Origin of the sequence: Streptomyces sp. NPDC093018 (assembly GCF_040684035.1) — a bacterium.
In the GTDB taxonomy this organism is placed as follows: Bacteria; Actinomycetota; Actinomycetes; order Streptomycetales; family Streptomycetaceae; genus Streptomyces; species Streptomyces murinus.
In genome coordinates, this window is the sequence record NZ_JBFBFF010000028.1 from 1 (window position 1) to 14,570 (window position 14,570).

At 71.0% G+C, this 14,570-nt stretch carries 13 protein-coding genes; 1 reads left to right on the forward strand and 12 read right to left on the reverse strand.

From position 1 onward, the window contains the following. From AB0N90_RS36225 to AB0N90_RS36270, 10 genes are all read right to left on the reverse strand, one after another. On the reverse strand, nucleotides 1–1,508 hold a 1,508-nt coding region (locus AB0N90_RS36225; RefSeq protein ID WP_365203571.1), incomplete at its 3' end, for a 2-oxoacid:acceptor oxidoreductase subunit alpha. Beyond that, the gene (locus AB0N90_RS36230; protein WP_365203573.1) at nucleotides 1,505–2,356 is read right to left on the reverse strand and encodes a lactoylglutathione lyase; all 852 of its coding nucleotides are present in this window, start codon (nucleotides 2,354–2,356) and stop codon (nucleotides 1,505–1,507) included. The genes AB0N90_RS36230 and AB0N90_RS36225, both read right to left, overlap by 4 nt. A gap of 4 nt (nucleotides 2,357–2,360) precedes the next feature. After that, complete coding sequence (locus AB0N90_RS36235) at nucleotides 2,361–3,701, reverse strand: hypothetical protein (protein WP_365203575.1); 1,341 nt, start codon at nucleotides 3,699–3,701, stop codon at nucleotides 2,361–2,363. Then, nucleotides 3,698–4,783 (reverse strand): FAD-binding oxidoreductase, encoded by a 1,086-nt coding sequence (locus tag AB0N90_RS36240; protein ID WP_365203577.1) that lies wholly within the window; start codon nucleotides 4,781–4,783, stop codon nucleotides 3,698–3,700. The genes AB0N90_RS36235 and AB0N90_RS36240 overlap by 4 nt, the downstream gene beginning before the upstream one ends. Then, nucleotides 4,780–6,111 (reverse strand): SidA/IucD/PvdA family monooxygenase, encoded by a 1,332-nt coding sequence (locus tag AB0N90_RS36245; RefSeq protein ID WP_365203579.1) that lies wholly within the window; start codon nucleotides 6,109–6,111, stop codon nucleotides 4,780–4,782. Before AB0N90_RS36245 ends, AB0N90_RS36240 begins: the two co-directional genes overlap by 4 nt. A gap of 65 nt (nucleotides 6,112–6,176) precedes the next feature. Beyond that, nucleotides 6,177–6,545, reverse strand: a complete 369-nt coding sequence (gene panD, locus AB0N90_RS36250; protein ID WP_037663093.1) for an aspartate 1-decarboxylase — start codon at nucleotides 6,543–6,545, stop codon at nucleotides 6,177–6,179. A gap of 69 nt (nucleotides 6,546–6,614) precedes the next feature. Continuing rightward, nucleotides 6,615–8,216, reverse strand: a complete 1,602-nt coding sequence (locus tag AB0N90_RS36255) for a class I tRNA ligase family protein (protein WP_365203581.1) — start codon at nucleotides 8,214–8,216, stop codon at nucleotides 6,615–6,617. Continuing rightward, on the reverse strand, nucleotides 8,216–8,569 hold the full coding sequence (locus AB0N90_RS36260) for a cupin domain-containing protein (protein WP_037663089.1): 354 nt from the start codon (nucleotides 8,567–8,569) through the stop codon (nucleotides 8,216–8,218). The genes AB0N90_RS36255 and AB0N90_RS36260 overlap by 1 nt, the downstream gene beginning before the upstream one ends. A gap of 41 nt (nucleotides 8,570–8,610) precedes the next feature. Further along, nucleotides 8,611–9,825: an FAD-dependent monooxygenase gene (locus AB0N90_RS36265; RefSeq protein ID WP_365203582.1), complete on the reverse strand. Its 1,215-nt coding sequence runs from the start codon at nucleotides 9,823–9,825 to the stop codon at nucleotides 8,611–8,613. Between the two features lie 740 nt (nucleotides 9,826–10,565). Next, on the reverse strand, nucleotides 10,566–11,183 hold the full coding sequence (locus AB0N90_RS36270) for a TetR family transcriptional regulator (RefSeq protein ID WP_361683763.1): 618 nt from the start codon (nucleotides 11,181–11,183) through the stop codon (nucleotides 10,566–10,568). 414 nt (nucleotides 11,184–11,597) lie between these two features. Between AB0N90_RS36270 and AB0N90_RS36275 the strand changes: the two genes are divergently transcribed. Then, the gene (locus AB0N90_RS36275) at nucleotides 11,598–12,842 is read left to right on the forward strand and encodes a transposase (RefSeq protein WP_365203584.1); all 1,245 of its coding nucleotides are present in this window, start codon (nucleotides 11,598–11,600) and stop codon (nucleotides 12,840–12,842) included. A gap of 233 nt (nucleotides 12,843–13,075) precedes the next feature. Here the strand turns inward: AB0N90_RS36275 and AB0N90_RS36280 are convergent, their stop codons facing one another. Both AB0N90_RS36280 and AB0N90_RS36285 read right to left on the reverse strand, forming a co-directional pair. Continuing rightward, nucleotides 13,076–13,849, reverse strand: a complete 774-nt coding sequence (locus tag AB0N90_RS36280; RefSeq protein ID WP_361683759.1) for a glucose 1-dehydrogenase — start codon at nucleotides 13,847–13,849, stop codon at nucleotides 13,076–13,078. A 66-nt stretch (nucleotides 13,850–13,915) separates the two neighbouring features. Then, the gene (locus tag AB0N90_RS36285) at nucleotides 13,916–14,551 is read right to left on the reverse strand and encodes a ScbR family autoregulator-binding transcription factor (RefSeq protein WP_361683757.1); all 636 of its coding nucleotides are present in this window, start codon (nucleotides 14,549–14,551) and stop codon (nucleotides 13,916–13,918) included. Nucleotides 14,552–14,570 lie beyond the last annotated feature (19 nt).

Sequence of the window (14,570 nt, forward strand, 5' to 3'; positions counted from 1 at the left end):
ATCTTGGCCTGCCGGGTACGGACCATGAAGTCGTGGTTGGCCGGGTCGTAGGAGATGTTGCCCGTGCCGTCCTGCTTCTCGATGCCACCGATCCGATGCTCCAGACCGGGAGTACCCGGCACCGCCCACGGCCGGGCCAGGGTCTCCGGATCGCGTTTGTACGGCCAGAACACCTCGGTACCGTCCGGTGTGACGTGATTGGGGCCCATCGCGAACACCACATGCAGTTCGGGCAGTTCCTCGGAGTCCGGGATGCGCCAAGGCTCCGACCCGTTCGCCAGGGAGCCGTCCGACAGGAGGAACACCGGGGTGCGGTATGCCAGGGCGATGCGGGCCGCTTCCAGGGCCGCGTCGAAGCAGTCGGCCGGGGTCTTCGGCGCGACGATCGGCACCGGCGCCTCCCCGTTGCGCCCGTACATCGCCTGGAGCAGGTCCGCCTGCTCGGTCTTGGTCGGCAGACCGGTGGACGGGCCACCCCGCTGGATGTCCACCACCAGCAGCGGCAGCTCCAGGGAGACCGCCAGGCCGATCGTCTCCGACTTCAGTGCCACGCCGGGCCCGGAGGTGGTCGTCACGGCGAGCGAACCGCCGAAGGCCGCGCCCAGCGCCGCGCCGATGCCCGCGATCTCGTCCTCCGCCTGGAAGGTCCGCACCCCGAAGTTCTTGTGCCTGCTCAGCTCGTGCAGGATGTCCGACGCCGGCGTGATGGGGTACGACCCCAGGTAGAGCGGCAGTCCGGCCTGCCGGCCTGCGGCGATCAGGCCGTAGGCGAGGGCCAGGTTCCCGGAGATGTTGCGGTAGGTGCCGGTGGGGAAGGCACGGGTCGCGGGGGCGACCTCGTAGGAGACCGCGAAGTCCTCCGTGGTCTCACCGAAGTTCCAGCCCGCCCGGAAGGCGGCCACGTTCGCCGCCGCGATCTGCGGCTTCTTCGCGAACTTCTGCCGCAGGAAGGCCTCGGTCCCGTCCGTCGGCCGGTGGTACATCCACGACAGCAGCCCGAGCGCGAACATGTTCTTGCTGCGCTCGGCCTCCTTGCGGGCCAGGCCGAACTCCTTCAGCGCCTCGATCGTCAGGGTCGTCAGGGGCACCGGATGCACCCGGTAGCCGTCCAGCGAACCATCCTCCAGCGGCGAGGTGGCGTAGCCGACCTTGGCCATGGCCCGCTTCGCGAACTCGTCGGTGTTCACGATGATCTCGCCGCCGTGCGGCACGTCCCCGATGTTCGCCTTCAGGGCCGCCGGGTTCATCGCGACCAGGACGTTCGGCGCGTCGCCCGGGGTGAGGATGTCGTGGTCGGCGAAGTGCAGCTGGAAGGACGAGACGCCCGGCAGGGTCCCGGCGGGGGCCCGGATCTCGGCCGGGAAGTTCGGCAGGGTCGACAGGTCGTTGCCGAAGGACGCCGTCTCGGCCGTGAACCGGTCGCCCGTGAGCTGCATGCCGTCACCGGAGTCGCCCGCGAAGCGGATGATCACCCGGTCCAGACGCCGGACCTCGTGTTCGGTGGTCATGAGGCATCGGTTCCAGCGGTGCTCCGCACGGCGGCCGCAGCCCTGGACGGCAGGCCGATCGCGCTGTCCCAGACCTCGGCGACGGAGCCGTCGTCGAGCTGCACGAGCCGGTGGCCGCAGGGGTGAGCGCCCGGGACGTCCTGCGGTGCGGAGGTCACCAGCGCCAGCCGGACATGGGGGGCGCGGGTGAATTCCGGGCCGTCCGTGCCGACGAGGAGCAGGTTCCCGACGGTTGCCAGTTCGATCGCGTCGGGGGTGTCCAGCCGGAGCCGGGTGTCGCAGGGGATGCCGAGCGCCGTCTCGTAGAGCCGGAGCAGGGAGTCGAACATGCTGCGGCTCACCGCCTTGCGCAGGAGCAGCCGCACACCGGGACGCCCGGTCTCCCGGGGTTCCGGGGGACATGGCTGTTCGCCCGGGTTGGGCCGGTGCTCGACGAGTTCGGCGATCGCGCCGTCGGGAAACCGCACGCGGGCGCGGCTGCCCGGGAGAATCCTCTCCGGGGGTTCCAGGACGGTGGCGCCCACCTGGTTCAGGCGGCTCAGCGCGCCGTCGAGCGAGGGCACGATCACGGAGTAGGCCGTCTGGCGCTGAATCGCGGTGAAGGGCCGTGCGCTGGCGATCAGCAGCATGTTCCCGACCGCCGCGAGCTCCAGGCCGCCGAAGTCGGGAATCGGCATCCGCAGGTCCGCGGGGGTCCCGGTGAGTCGTTCGTAGGAGCGGATGCGGTCGTCGAGGACGGCGACATCGATGAGGGACCGGGCCAGCAGGCGCGGCCGGGCCAGCAGGGCGGAGTCGGGCGTGGTGCGGAACCAGCGGTCCGGCAACGCGGCCATGGGAACAGCGGACATCGCGTCAGGGCTCCTTCACATGATGCGGCGTGGGGGCGCCCCACCAGCGCTGGACAGTGAGCCCCCAGGACGCCAGTTCCTCGTGGACGAGGCGCCGCAGGGACGAGGCGTCGCCGAAGTGGTCGGGGATGCCGGTCACGGTCACGGTCAGCCGCTCGCCGGTCCGCAGCAGGCAGAGCGAGGCGCGCAGGCGGGCCCGGTCCGGCAGCACACCGGGCACGTTCATGGTGCGGACGGCGATGCCGGCGGCCTGCCGTCCGGCGAACCGGGCGATGCCGTCGGGGGCTCGGCCGAAGTTGGACGCGACGACGGTGGTCTGCTGTGCGCCGGGGTTCTTGAGCCGATGGGCGTGCCGCGCCGGGAGCAGGTGCCACAGGGGTTCCGGGACGAGGGTGGCGCTGTGTTCCCCCGTGCTCCGGAGCAGGTCCTTCGTCGCCCTGCGGGTCCCCCGGAGGCTGCCGCGCCGGGCGGGGCCGCCGGGCACCGTCAGCGGCACCACGACCAGGGCGTTGGCCCGTGCGTCGTGGGCGGATCGCCGCAGGCTCACCGGAATGCCGACGTCGAACGATCCGGACGGGCCGTCGGCCGCCGCCGACCGTACGAGATTGGCGGCGATCTCGATGAAGAGGCTGTTGGTCGTCCCGCCGAACCGGTCCGCCTGCCGCTGCCACAGGGCCGCGTCCGTCTCGAAGATCGCCGAGGTGAAGAAGCGCGGTTGTGCCGAGGGGGCGGGAGGCGTCGGGGGCGGGGGCCGCAGCGCGGACCTGATCTGCGCGCGCCGGGCCGGGCTCGCCAGGGTCGTCGGGAGCCAGTGCGCGGCGGCCAGGCCGCCCTGCAGCGTCTGCCGCGCCAGGTCGGCGAGGTCGTCGAGCACGCGGGGAGCGGCGGGCGTCCGGTGGACCTCGTGCCCGCCGGACCCGATGGCGTCGAAGATGCCGAGCCCGTCGCAGCGGAAGTGCGGCACCGTCAGGGAGACGAGGGTGCCTTCGCCGTACGGGGCCGCGGCCAGCCGCCACAGAGCGGCGTCCCCGGGCCCCAGGGGCGCCTTGACCTGGGCGTCGATCCAGTCGGTCAGGGTGGCGTCGGTCAGCGGCGTCGACGTGGTGCACAGGGCTTCCGCATTGCCGGCGCGCACCCAGCTGCGCCGTGCGCCGGGCACCCGCGCGGGCCGGGCCCGGCGGCTCAGCCGGCCCTGGTCGAGGCTCTCCCAGGCGGCTTGCAGGGCGGAGCCGGGCACCGGGTCCGCGAAGGTCCACAGCACTTGGACGACACGGGTGGAGCCCAGCGTGTCGGCGGTGCGGTGGAGCATCTCGTCGGTGGGGTTCAGGCGCACGGTGGCCGTCATCGGGCAGCCTCTTCCTGAAGGCACGCGGCGGCGAGCTCGCCGATCGCGGGGGCCAGTTTGAATCCGCCGCCGTTCCAGCCGGTCGCGGTGACCAGGCCGTCGAGTCCGGTCCGGGCGCAGACCTCGCCGTCGCCCTCCGGTGCCATCGCGTCGTACGCGGTGACACCGCCCGCGGCCGGGGCGGTGGCCAGGTGCGGGTAGCGGTGGCGGACCACCGCGCGGACGCGCTCCTGCTCCTCGGGTGACACATCCGGCCGTACGGTCTCGGGCACGTCGGTCTTTTGCGACGAGACCCCCGCCAGCACCAGCGCGTCCGAACCCCATGGACGCAGCCAGGCGCCCGTGGTGCGGTCCACGAGGGTGGGAAGCGAGCTGAGTCCGGCGGGTTCGGCCACCCGGAACAGGCAGTAGCTGACGGCTCGGGTGCGCAGCGGCAGGTGGACACCGGCGGTCTCGGCCAGGGCGGTGCTGCCCGCGCCCGCGGCCAGCAGGACGGCCCGGGCGGACACGGGTCCGACGGTGGTGCGGACGCCGGTCGCGCGGGAGTTGGAGGTGAGCAGATGGGTGGCGCGGGCCCGGATCAGCAGGAGCCGGGGGCCCGCGTCGCGCGCCATGGCCTGGGCCATCGGTCCGACCGGGAGCCAGCCCGCGTTCGGTTCGTACACCGCGGCCAGCTCGTCGGGCACGTTCAGGGCCGGGAAGCGGGTGGCGAGGTCCGCCGCGGTCAGGATCTCCGCCTTGTGGCCGCCCGCGTCGAGGTCCGCGACCGCCTCGGAGGCCCGGGGGAGATCGCTGTGCGCGACAAGGCTCAGGCTGCCCTGGCGGCACACCGCGGGCCAGGTCCCCCGGTGGCCCCGCCGGAGATAGCGGTCGAGCCCGGCGGCGGCGCGCCGCCGGCGGGCGGGGGACAGGTCGAAGGCGCGGACCAGCCCGCCGGAGGCGCCCGTGGCGCCTCCGGCGATGCCTGCCATGTCGATGACGGCGACGGTGAGACCGCGGGCGGTCAGCCGTTCGGCTGTGGCCAGCCCGATGATCCCGCCGCCGACGACGGCGACGTCGGCGGTGATGGCGGACCGGGTCACGGCGCGGTCCCGGCGGCCAGCAGCTCCTCGCGCCCGCGGGTGTCGTGCCGCAGGATCGAGTCCACGATGTCGGTCGCCCGTACGGAGAGCATGGCCAGCGCACCGGCGTCACCCATGCCGTGGCTCGCCTCGCAGAGCCCGTTGAGGTAGACCTTGAGCGGTCGCGAGGTACCGGCCTCGGACTTCAGCTCGATCGAGTAGTCCCGGGCGACCACGGGGGTGCCGTCCTCGTCGAGCGGAAGACGGTGGGCGATGCCTTCCAGGAGCGGGTGGTACGGCTCGTCGCCGGGCTCGCCGCCGAAGTCCCGGAAGCCGGTGGCCAGGATGACGACGTCGGTGTCGAGGATCTCCTCGGTGAGGTGGTTGATGTCGCGCAGGACCATGCGGTGCCCCTGGCCGTGCGGCCTGCTGATGACGGCTTCACGGAAGGGCTTCATCACGAGCCGGTCGGAACCCGTGAGGTCGTACTCGCGCTGCACGCCGACCAGTCGGTCGATGACGTCCTGGTCGCAGGCCGCGTAGTTGATGGACCGCAGCTCGTTGCGCAGCCGGCGCTTCTTGGCGCTGGGCAGCGAGTGGAAGTAGTCCACGAACTCGGGCAGGAACACCTGCCGGCTGTAGGGGCTGGTGTCCTTGAGCCGGAACCCGATGCTGCGGTGGACGGCGGTCACCTGGCGCACGTTCGGGCGGCCGAGCAGATCGAGGATGATCTCGATGGCGCTCTGGCTGGCCCCGACGACCGCGACCCGGATCGGCTTGTCCTTGAAGCGCTCCATGGAGGTGAGGTAGCGGGTGGAGTGGAAGACGCTCTCCCCCAGCCCCTTCTGGAACACGTAGGGGATCCGGGGGGACCGGCCGGTGCCCACGGAGACGCTCCGGGCGAGGTAGCGGCCGCCGTCGTCGGTCTCGACGCAGAACAGCTCGCTTCCGTCGTCGCCCTCGACGAGCGAGAGGTGCGCGGCCGACCGGCCGTAGTCCACCTGGTCGCGGAAGGCCTCGGCGACCCAGGCGAGATAGCCCGAATACTCCCTGCGCAGCGGGAACTTGGCGTTGAGGTGCAGATAGCCCGTCAAGTCCCCCTGTGCGGCAAGGTACTTGACGAAGGTGTGCGGGCTGTCCGGGTTGCGTTGCATGGCCAGGTCGCGGAAGGGGTTGTTCTGGATGTCGGCGCCCGGCAGGAGTTGTTCTTGCTGCCACTGGAACCCGGCGGACCGCTCGATGAAGTGGGCCAGGCCGGTGCGGCCGCGCTCTTCGAGCGCGACCGCCAGGGAGAGGTTCGCGGGCCCGAACCCCACTCCCAGTACCGGGTGGATCTCATGGGTTGTCACGGTTCACGCATCCTCGACTTGTCGTGCATGCAGGAACGTTGTTTCAGAACGGGCGGGCTCAGGGTTCACGCGCCGAGAAGCGCCGTCTCGGTGATCGTGTTGGTCTCGTCGACGTGGACCACACGGGACTTGTGGTCGGCGACCTCGTCCGGGGTCAGCTGCGCGTAGCTGATGATGATGACCTTGTCGCCGGTCTCCACGAGGCGGGCGGCGGCACCGTTGACGATGACCTGGTTGGCGGCCGGCTCGCCGAGGATGGTGTACGTCTCGAACCGGGCGCCGTTGTTGATGTTGACGACGTGCACCAGCTCGTGGACGCCGATGCCGGCGGCGTCGAGCAGCTCCGGCGAGATGGTGATGGACCCGACGTAGTTCAGGTTGCTGTCGGTGACGGTGGCACGGTGGATCTTCGCGTTCATGAAGGTGCGCAGCATGGCGGGTCTCCTCGGAAGGTAATGGGTTTCGTCGTGCGGAAGTGGCGCGCGGGACGGCTCACCCGCGGATCACGGGGCGGCGGTGAGCGGGGCGGCCGGGACGGTCAGGCCGCGGAAGGAGTTCTCCGGTGTGACGGCGAGGTCGGCGAGCAGGGGGGCCTTGCCGACGGTGGAGGGACCGGCGAAGGCGGCGGAGATGTGCTCGGCGAGGTCCGGGGTGATGGGCCAGGCCAGGGTGCGCAGGGCCCACAGGAACCGCAGCGCGCCACAGACGTCGCCCGCGTCGTCGAGCTGGATCCGGGCGCAGCGCAGCGCCAGCACCTCCAGGTGCAGGGCCACGGCCTCGGCCGCCCTGCGGACGCTGAAGTTCTCCAGCCGGTAGGCGTCCTCGAAGCGCCGCCGGGATGCCTCAAGGGCCGCGTCCCACCAGGGTGAGGGCGTCGCGTCGACATGACGGCCGGTCAGGGCGCCGAGCCCCTCGGCGATCGTGGCGAGCGGGGTGTCGAAGCGTGCCGCGATGGTGTCGGCGGCGATGGGTTCGCTGAATTCCGCGCGCTGCAGTTCGGGGCTGGTCAGGGCGAGGACGAACCGCGCCCGGTCCCGGCCGACGGACTCCAGGTAGTCACGCGCCCAGCGCACGTCCCCCTTGCTGGTGGAGAACTTGCGTCCCTCCAGCATGTAGTACTGGTTGGTAAGCGTGCGCGTCCTGGGCAGGTGCACCGGCATGCCGTGCCGGGCCGCGAGCAGCGCCAGCGTCACATAGACGAAGGCGTTGTAGAAGCCGTTGTCGATGCCGATGAACTGGACGAGTTCGTCGCACTCTCCCCCTGTGTCCAGGCGGGCCTGCTGCATCCAGTAGAGGTGTCCGACGTAGATCTCCGGCCAGGCGTTGATGGCCTGCGGCTGGATGCCGGGGCCGTCCCATTCCACCGTGATGCCCCAGGTGGTGGGGTAGGTGAGCGGGATGTAGGGAAGCCGCCCGGCGAGCGTGTCGGCCACGACCTTGGCCAGGTCCGGGCGCAGCTGCACATCGGTGGTCCGGTACCAATTGGTGATCAAGGACCGGTGGCGTTCGAGGTCCAGGACCCAGATGGAGACGGTGCGCCGCGGCAGGGCCGAGGCCGTCTCGGACACGGGCAGCAGGGCGCCGGGCAGGTTGTAGAGGCCGCATGCCTCGCACACACCGGCCCTGGCGTGGGCCAGGCAGGTGGGGCAGAGCCCGGTGACGAACGCCTCGGCCTTGTACTCCCCGCTGTCGGGGTCGTAGGGCAGCTCCACCTCGCGCAGGTCGAACGCGCCGTGCTCCCACAGGCGGGTGAAGAAGGAGCGGACGAAGGCGGTGTAGTCGTCGTCGGGCCGTTCGAACAGGTCGACGTCGACTCCGGCCAGCTCCAGCGACTTCGTCACGCTGTCCAGAGCGTCCTGGATGAGCGCCTCCGGCGTGACACCGAGCCGTTCCGCGGTGGTGACGACATAGGTCTGGTTGTCGTCGGTGCTGGTGGCGAAGGCGACGTCGTGCCCGAGGACCTTCTGGGACCGGGCGCATACGTCACTGTTGAGGACCGGTCCGGCGAGGTGGCCCAGGTGCAGGTCACCGTTGGGGGTGGGGGGCGAGAAAGTGACGTTGACGCGGCGCGGGGCAGGCGTGTCGGCGCCCGGGTGGTCGGCCATCACGCGTCCTCACCGTGCCCGGCGGGCTGCAGCCAGTAGATGCTCACGAACGTCAGCGGGTCGGCCTCGCTGGTGTTCGTGACCTCGTGGTCGGTGCCGTGCGGGATGTAGACGACGTCGCCCGGGGTGATCGGGCGCTCCTCGGTACCGACGCGCAGGTGGCCCTGCCCGCTGATGAAGATGAAGGTCTCGTCGGTGGCGTGGCCGTGGGGCGTGCTGGACTCGGTCGGCCGGATCGAGCACAGGGTGCTGTTCCACGGCGGCGCGACGACCCCGTCCCAGGGGTAGAGCTCGCGGATGTCGCAGCCGTTCTTCCGGATCAGGGTGTCGTCGGCTTCGGTCTTCACATGCACGGTGGAAGTCCCTTCGATGGATGCGTCGGGGCCGGCGCGGGCTAGCCGAGGGCGAGCAGGCGCTGGATGGTGCCGGGGTGGAAGGATTCGTCGGGGACGCCGAACGCCCCCTGGAACGTGGCGAGTCGGGAGCCGGCCAGCACCGGGTCGGTGGGCCACGCCTTGGCGTAGGCCTTGCGGCGGGCGGCTCCTTCAGGGGTGAAGGTCATGTTCATCGCGGTCCGGACCGCGCCCGAGACGCGCAGACGACGCATCCGCTCCTCGCGTTCGTCCACGTACGGCTTGAGGATCTGCGGGGACCACGCGCCGCTGGAGCGCAGCGCGTCCCGCACCAGGCGCGCGTCCCGGAGCGCGATGGACAGCCCCTGGCCGACCACGGGATCGGTCCAGCCGGCCGCGTCGCCGATCAGTACCGCGCCGGGGACGACGGGGCCGTCCGTCCAGGCGTCGTTCATCGGATAGAAGGCGCAGGACTCCGACGGGCTGGCCGTGGCGAACATCTCGCTGTGCGGGATGCAGTCGAGCTGGAAGGCCTTGAGGAAGTCGGCCTGGCGGGTCGGGCCGGCGAAACGGCCCTTCTGCGCGACGTCGTGCAGCAGATACAGCCGGGCCTTGGCGCCCGCGCGCGGGAAGACGAAGTAGAGCAGATCCTTCTCGGTGCCGATCGAGGTGACGTTGGCGGGCCACTCGTGCAGGTCTTCCACGAGCATGCCGCCGCCCAGCGAGTTCGGCGGGGTCTGGGTCAGGGAGATGCCGAGTTGGCGCCGCACCGTGGAGGTACGGCCGTCCGCTCCCACGACGAGGCGGCAGGGGACCTCGTACTCGATGTCGTTGTACTCGTAGCGCACGCTCGGGTGCGGCCCCCCGGTCACCGTGACATCGCCGATTCCCCGTACGACCGTGGCCCCGGCCTCGGCGGCGGCGGTGGCGAGCGCCTCACATGCCTCGGGGTGGCCGACGTCGAGCACACCGCGGATGCCGGGAAGCATCTCGTCCAGGTGGAGGGCGTTGGCCCGGGCGGTCTCGGGGTCGACGATCTCGTCGAATCCGATGAAGCGGTCGATATAGGTGCCGCCGGCGTCGAGCAACTGCCGCTCCAGGCCGAGACGAAGGAGTTCGACCACGCCCCAGCAGTTGATGACCTCGCCGCGCACCTTGTCCCGGTACACGGTCTGGCGTTCCAGGAGCAGTACGTCGTAGCCGTCCCCCGCGAGTGCCGCTGCCAGCGAGGATCCGGCTATACCTCCCCCGATCACCACTGCGTCCCTACGCTCAGCTGTCGCCATGAAGCCCTCCACAGAAGCCTTTTCAAGGCATTGCCGTATGGACCGCCCCGGAAATGGGCAGCCGGAATTCTGAGCTGGTCGAATCGTTAGAGTTGCCGCAGGCCGTAAATGCGGCAGGGCGAGACAGGGAACTGCTCCAGAAATTCCCGGGCCCCCGCCCGGACGAGCGGGGCGCGGCTGCCGGCAGCCTAGGTGGCGGGCGCCGTCCGACGGCGGCCATCAGCAAAACCCGGCCGCTCCAACTCTCTGTGCGGGCACCGCCGATCACTGCCGGGAGGATCTTGGGGACCCATAGCGATCGCGGCCGCCTGCGCGGAGATCACACCGGCCAGTTCCGTCTCCACCACAGGTCCGCCCCTTGGATGTGTGTCGGTTGCGCATTCCACGATCCGGGTCCGCGCCGGGGGCGGCAATGCCGACTCGCGAAAATCGTGACTCGATTCGCGCAAAGATGCGAATGACATCATCGTCGGAAACGGGCGGGCGGGCCCGGTCGATTTTCTGATCACCGGGCCCTTTCGGGGCGGCCGGCGAGCGAGTGACGGCAACGGGGCCGGTGGGCGGCGTCGCCCCGGAGAGGCGACGCCGAAGACGCTCATGCACCGGGGGGCGGCCCTGGGGGGATCTGCCTCACCGCGGGCCACGGACAGGTCACCTTGGTGTGAGTGATCGTCACCCGGTCCAGCGAGCCATGCGGCGAACCGGCCGCCTCATGAAGGCCTGCGGCTGGAGGGAGCGCAGATGCCTCGCTCGATGATGTTCCACATCTGTCTGATCTCCTCGACGGCGCCCGGCTCGCGCGGCTCCTCGTCGCCCTGCGCGGACCCCGCGCGCGCCCGGTACTCGGCGCCGAGAACCAGGGATCGGGACAACGTGGCCAGATCCTCCGGGCGGACGGCCGCGTGCAGTTGCCCGTCACGGTAAGCCTGTCCGAAAAGATCCTGCACGGCGGCGATCCAGGACGTGGTCCAGGCGAGGTCGTGGTCCGGCCGCTCGCGGCTGAGCCGTGCCGCGGAGCGCACCGCCGGCTCCTCCTCCAACAGCCGGGCCAGTTCGAGCGTCACATCGATGGCCCGGTGCAGCGCGGGCGCCGGTCCCGCCGACAAACCCTCCAGGGCGGCCCGGGTGATGGCCTGGCCCTGCACCTGCACGGCGGAGGCCAGTTCGTCCTTGGTCGCGAAATGGAACGACAGAGCGCCCATGGTGATACCGGCGGCCCGGCAGACCCTGTTCAGCGCGGTGCCGTCATACCCGCGCCGATCGAACTCGGACGCTGCGGCACTCACCAGGGCTTGCCGGGTGCGTACCGCGCGCAACTGCCTTGTCATGCATGTCTCCCAACAGAGCGTCCCCCTCCGGAGGTAGCAGCGGGGTGGCAGGCCGCGCCTCGCGTACGGCACGCGCCGTGAACGCCGAACGCGCCGCCTCGTCCATCCCTGGCCCGACCCGGCGGCGGAGCGCCACGCGGCCCTCCACAGGAGCAGGGTCACGTGCCACCTCCTCCCACAGGGCGCCGCCGAGGGGCCGATCTGGTTGCCCAGCGGTCGTGGCGGCCAGTGTGACTCCGCAGGTCAGCGTCGACAAGTCCGTCGATCACGGGTTGACCGGTTCGCACAGAGCCGACCCCTCTACTACGGCACGGGCACCGGGCCGACGGGTTGGCTGATTCCTCTCGATAAAAAAATAGCAACTCCTATTATTCTTCCGATCATCGACCTCTGGAGCCGCACCCGGGAGCCCTCATGATCAATGTCATGTACGGCACAGGCCGCCTGTCCACCCTGGAAGCCGGGCAACGAGTTGCCGAATTCGCCGACCAGCTCTTCACACACCTGCCGCGGGCGGACCAGCGCCGCTGGGCCGCGGCGTACCTGACGGGGCTCCTGGCCGTCTCGGGGAGGAAGTCCATGCGCAGCATGGCTGCCGCGATCACCGACTCCCCCACCGCCTCCCAGTCCTTGCACCGCTTCGTCAACGCCAGCCCCTGGGAGTGGCAGCCCGTCCGCGACGAGCTGAGGCGCTGGGTGGCGGCGCGGACGCGCCCCAAGGCGTGGACCGTCGGCATCGCCGTGGTCCCCAAGCGGGGGGACCAGTCGTGCGGGGTGCACCGCAGGTTCGTCCCGGACCTGGGCCGCACCATCAACTGCCAGGTCGGCATGGGGCAGTTCCTGGCGACCGGCCGCAGCCAGGTCCCCGTCGACTGGCGCCTGCATCTGCCGAGCGAATGGAGCGAGGACCGGTTACGCCGCCGTACCCGCATACCCGAGGCCGTCCAGCCCCTGCCGACCTGGGCGCAGATGCTCGACCTGGCCGACGCCCTGGCCGCGGACGGGTCCCCGGCACTGCCGCTGGTGGCCGACCTCCGCGACTGCCCGGAACCCGATCGGCTGCTTCACGGTCTGCGGCAGCGTGGGCACGATTTCGCCCTCACCGTTCCCGGCACCCTACCGATACTGCCCTCCATGACGGCCCACCCCTCCGGCTCCGGCATGGACCCGGCCGTCTCACCGGTCAGCGCGCGCCGGTTCCTGGAGACGGAAGGCGAACTGCTGCGTTCGGTCATCGGGACGAGTCACCTTCGCCCTTCGCGCCCCACTCGCGTGGTCACCGGGCTGATCCGCCTGCCCCGCGGCCCTCAACCGCAGCGCTTCTACCGGCTGTTCGCCGAAGTCCCCCGCGAGGGCGAGCGGCCCACCGCGGCATGGCTCACCACCCTGGTCCACCTGTCGATGGAGGAGCTCCTGGAGTTGGCCTCGCTGCCGGGCACCACACCGCGGGCGCTGCGCCGGCTGGAAGGCAGTTTCGGGTTCCAGGACTTCGAGGGGCGCTCCTACCCCGGCTGGCACCGGCATGTGACGCTGGTGTCGGCGGCCTGCTGCTACCAGGAGCTGTCGGACATCGATCCGACCGGCCTGTCCGGCACCGTCTCCGCCTCCGCCGCACCTCTGCTCCGGGCCCCGCGGCGCGCGGCGGGGCTCCGCGTCTGAGCTCCAGCCGCTTCGCCCGTCCGGTCCCGTGGCGCAGGAGACCACGGAAAGCCTCACCACGGGACCCCAGGACCACGGGACCACGGGACCACAAGGCGGCAAGGCGGCAAGGCGGCAAGGCGGCAAGGCGGCAAGGCCACCGGACCACGGCCCTCCCGGCCGCACTCCCGTCGTGCACGCGCGGCAGGCGGCCCACCGGGGCCGCGCCGCACCGGCATCCCACCCGCCACCGCTCACACCGCGCTCCACCCGCCGTCCACGGCGATCGCCCCGCCGGTGACGAAGGACGCCCGATCGCTGCACAGCCAGAGCGCGGCCTGCGCCACCTCGTCCGGGTCCGCCAGCCGCTTCTGCACCGCGCGCCTGGTCAACTCCCGCTCCACCTCAGGCGCTCCGGCCAGGTACGGCTCCAGCTGAGCCGTGCGGGTGGCGCCCACCATCAGCGCGTTCACCCGGATCCCGGCGGCCCCGTATTCGGCCGCGGCAGCCCGTGTGAGGCCGAGGACCGCGTGCTTGGCCGCGATGTAGGGGGCCGTGGCGCCCGTCGCCGAACACCCGGCGACGCTGGAGGTGTTGACGATCGTGCCACCGCCGCTCTGCCCCAGCATGACCGGGATCTGCCGGCGCATGCAGTTCCAGACGCCCCGCACGTTGACATCCATCACCATGTCGTAGGCGTCCTCGTCGAGTTCGTGCAGGGCGGCACCGAACGTCCCCGACCCGGCGTTGTTGAAGGCGGCGTCCAGCCCTCCGAACTCCTCGACCGCCCGGGTGACAGCAGCCCCCACGTCCGCGGGACTGCGCACGTCCCCCGGCACGGCCACCGCCCTCCCCTGCCCGCCCCGGATCGCCTCGGCCAGCTCCTCAAGCCGGTCCTTGCGCCGGGCCATCAGTACGACGGCCGCGCCCTCGTCGGCGAAGAGCCTCGCGGCGGCGGCCCCGATGCCGCTCGACGCTCCCGTGATCATGACCGTTCGACCCTGTAACGCTCGCGATACATGCGGCATGGGCAGATTTAACGCCATCCATGGGGGACACGACAGCCTTTAGACGGCGATCAAGCCTGATTCCCGTCAATCGTCAATCATCGGAGAATCACCCTCACGCCGCCGCAGTGCCTCCATGACACGGCCCGCGCACTCCTCGGTGGCGATCAACGGCAGCAGGAGGGACCACATCTGCCGTATACGGTCCGGAAGGTCCCGCCGCCCGCTGTCGAGCTGGGAGTTCATCTGCGCCCCCGTGCTGGCGTTGACCATCAGCTGCGCCAAGGTCAGCACGTCCACCTCAGGCCGCAACTCACCGTTCTCATGGGCCTCGTGAAGGAACGGAAGGATCACCCCCGCCCACTGGCGGTAGGAATCGCCCTCCTCGCTGCGGACGAAGTACTCCTGGTCCATCACCAGTCGGGCGCCCGCCAGCAGTAAAGGGTCCTGCGTGAGCCGCTTCGCCCACGCCAGGGTGATGTCGACAGCGCCCTGGAGACCGGCCGCCGCAGGTGACATCACCAGCTCCGGCTGGGCCCGGACTATCTCGCGGGCGAGGTGCTCCTTCGATTCGAAGTGGAAGTAGAGCGCCCCCAGCGTGAGGTTCGCCCTACGGGTGATCTTGCTGACGCTCGCCCCCGCGAAGCCCAGTTCGGCGAAGACCTCGGCGCCTGCCCGCAGGATGGCCGCCCGCGTCCGGGCGCTCCGTTCTTGTTGAGCCATAGACCTGTCCTCATACTCT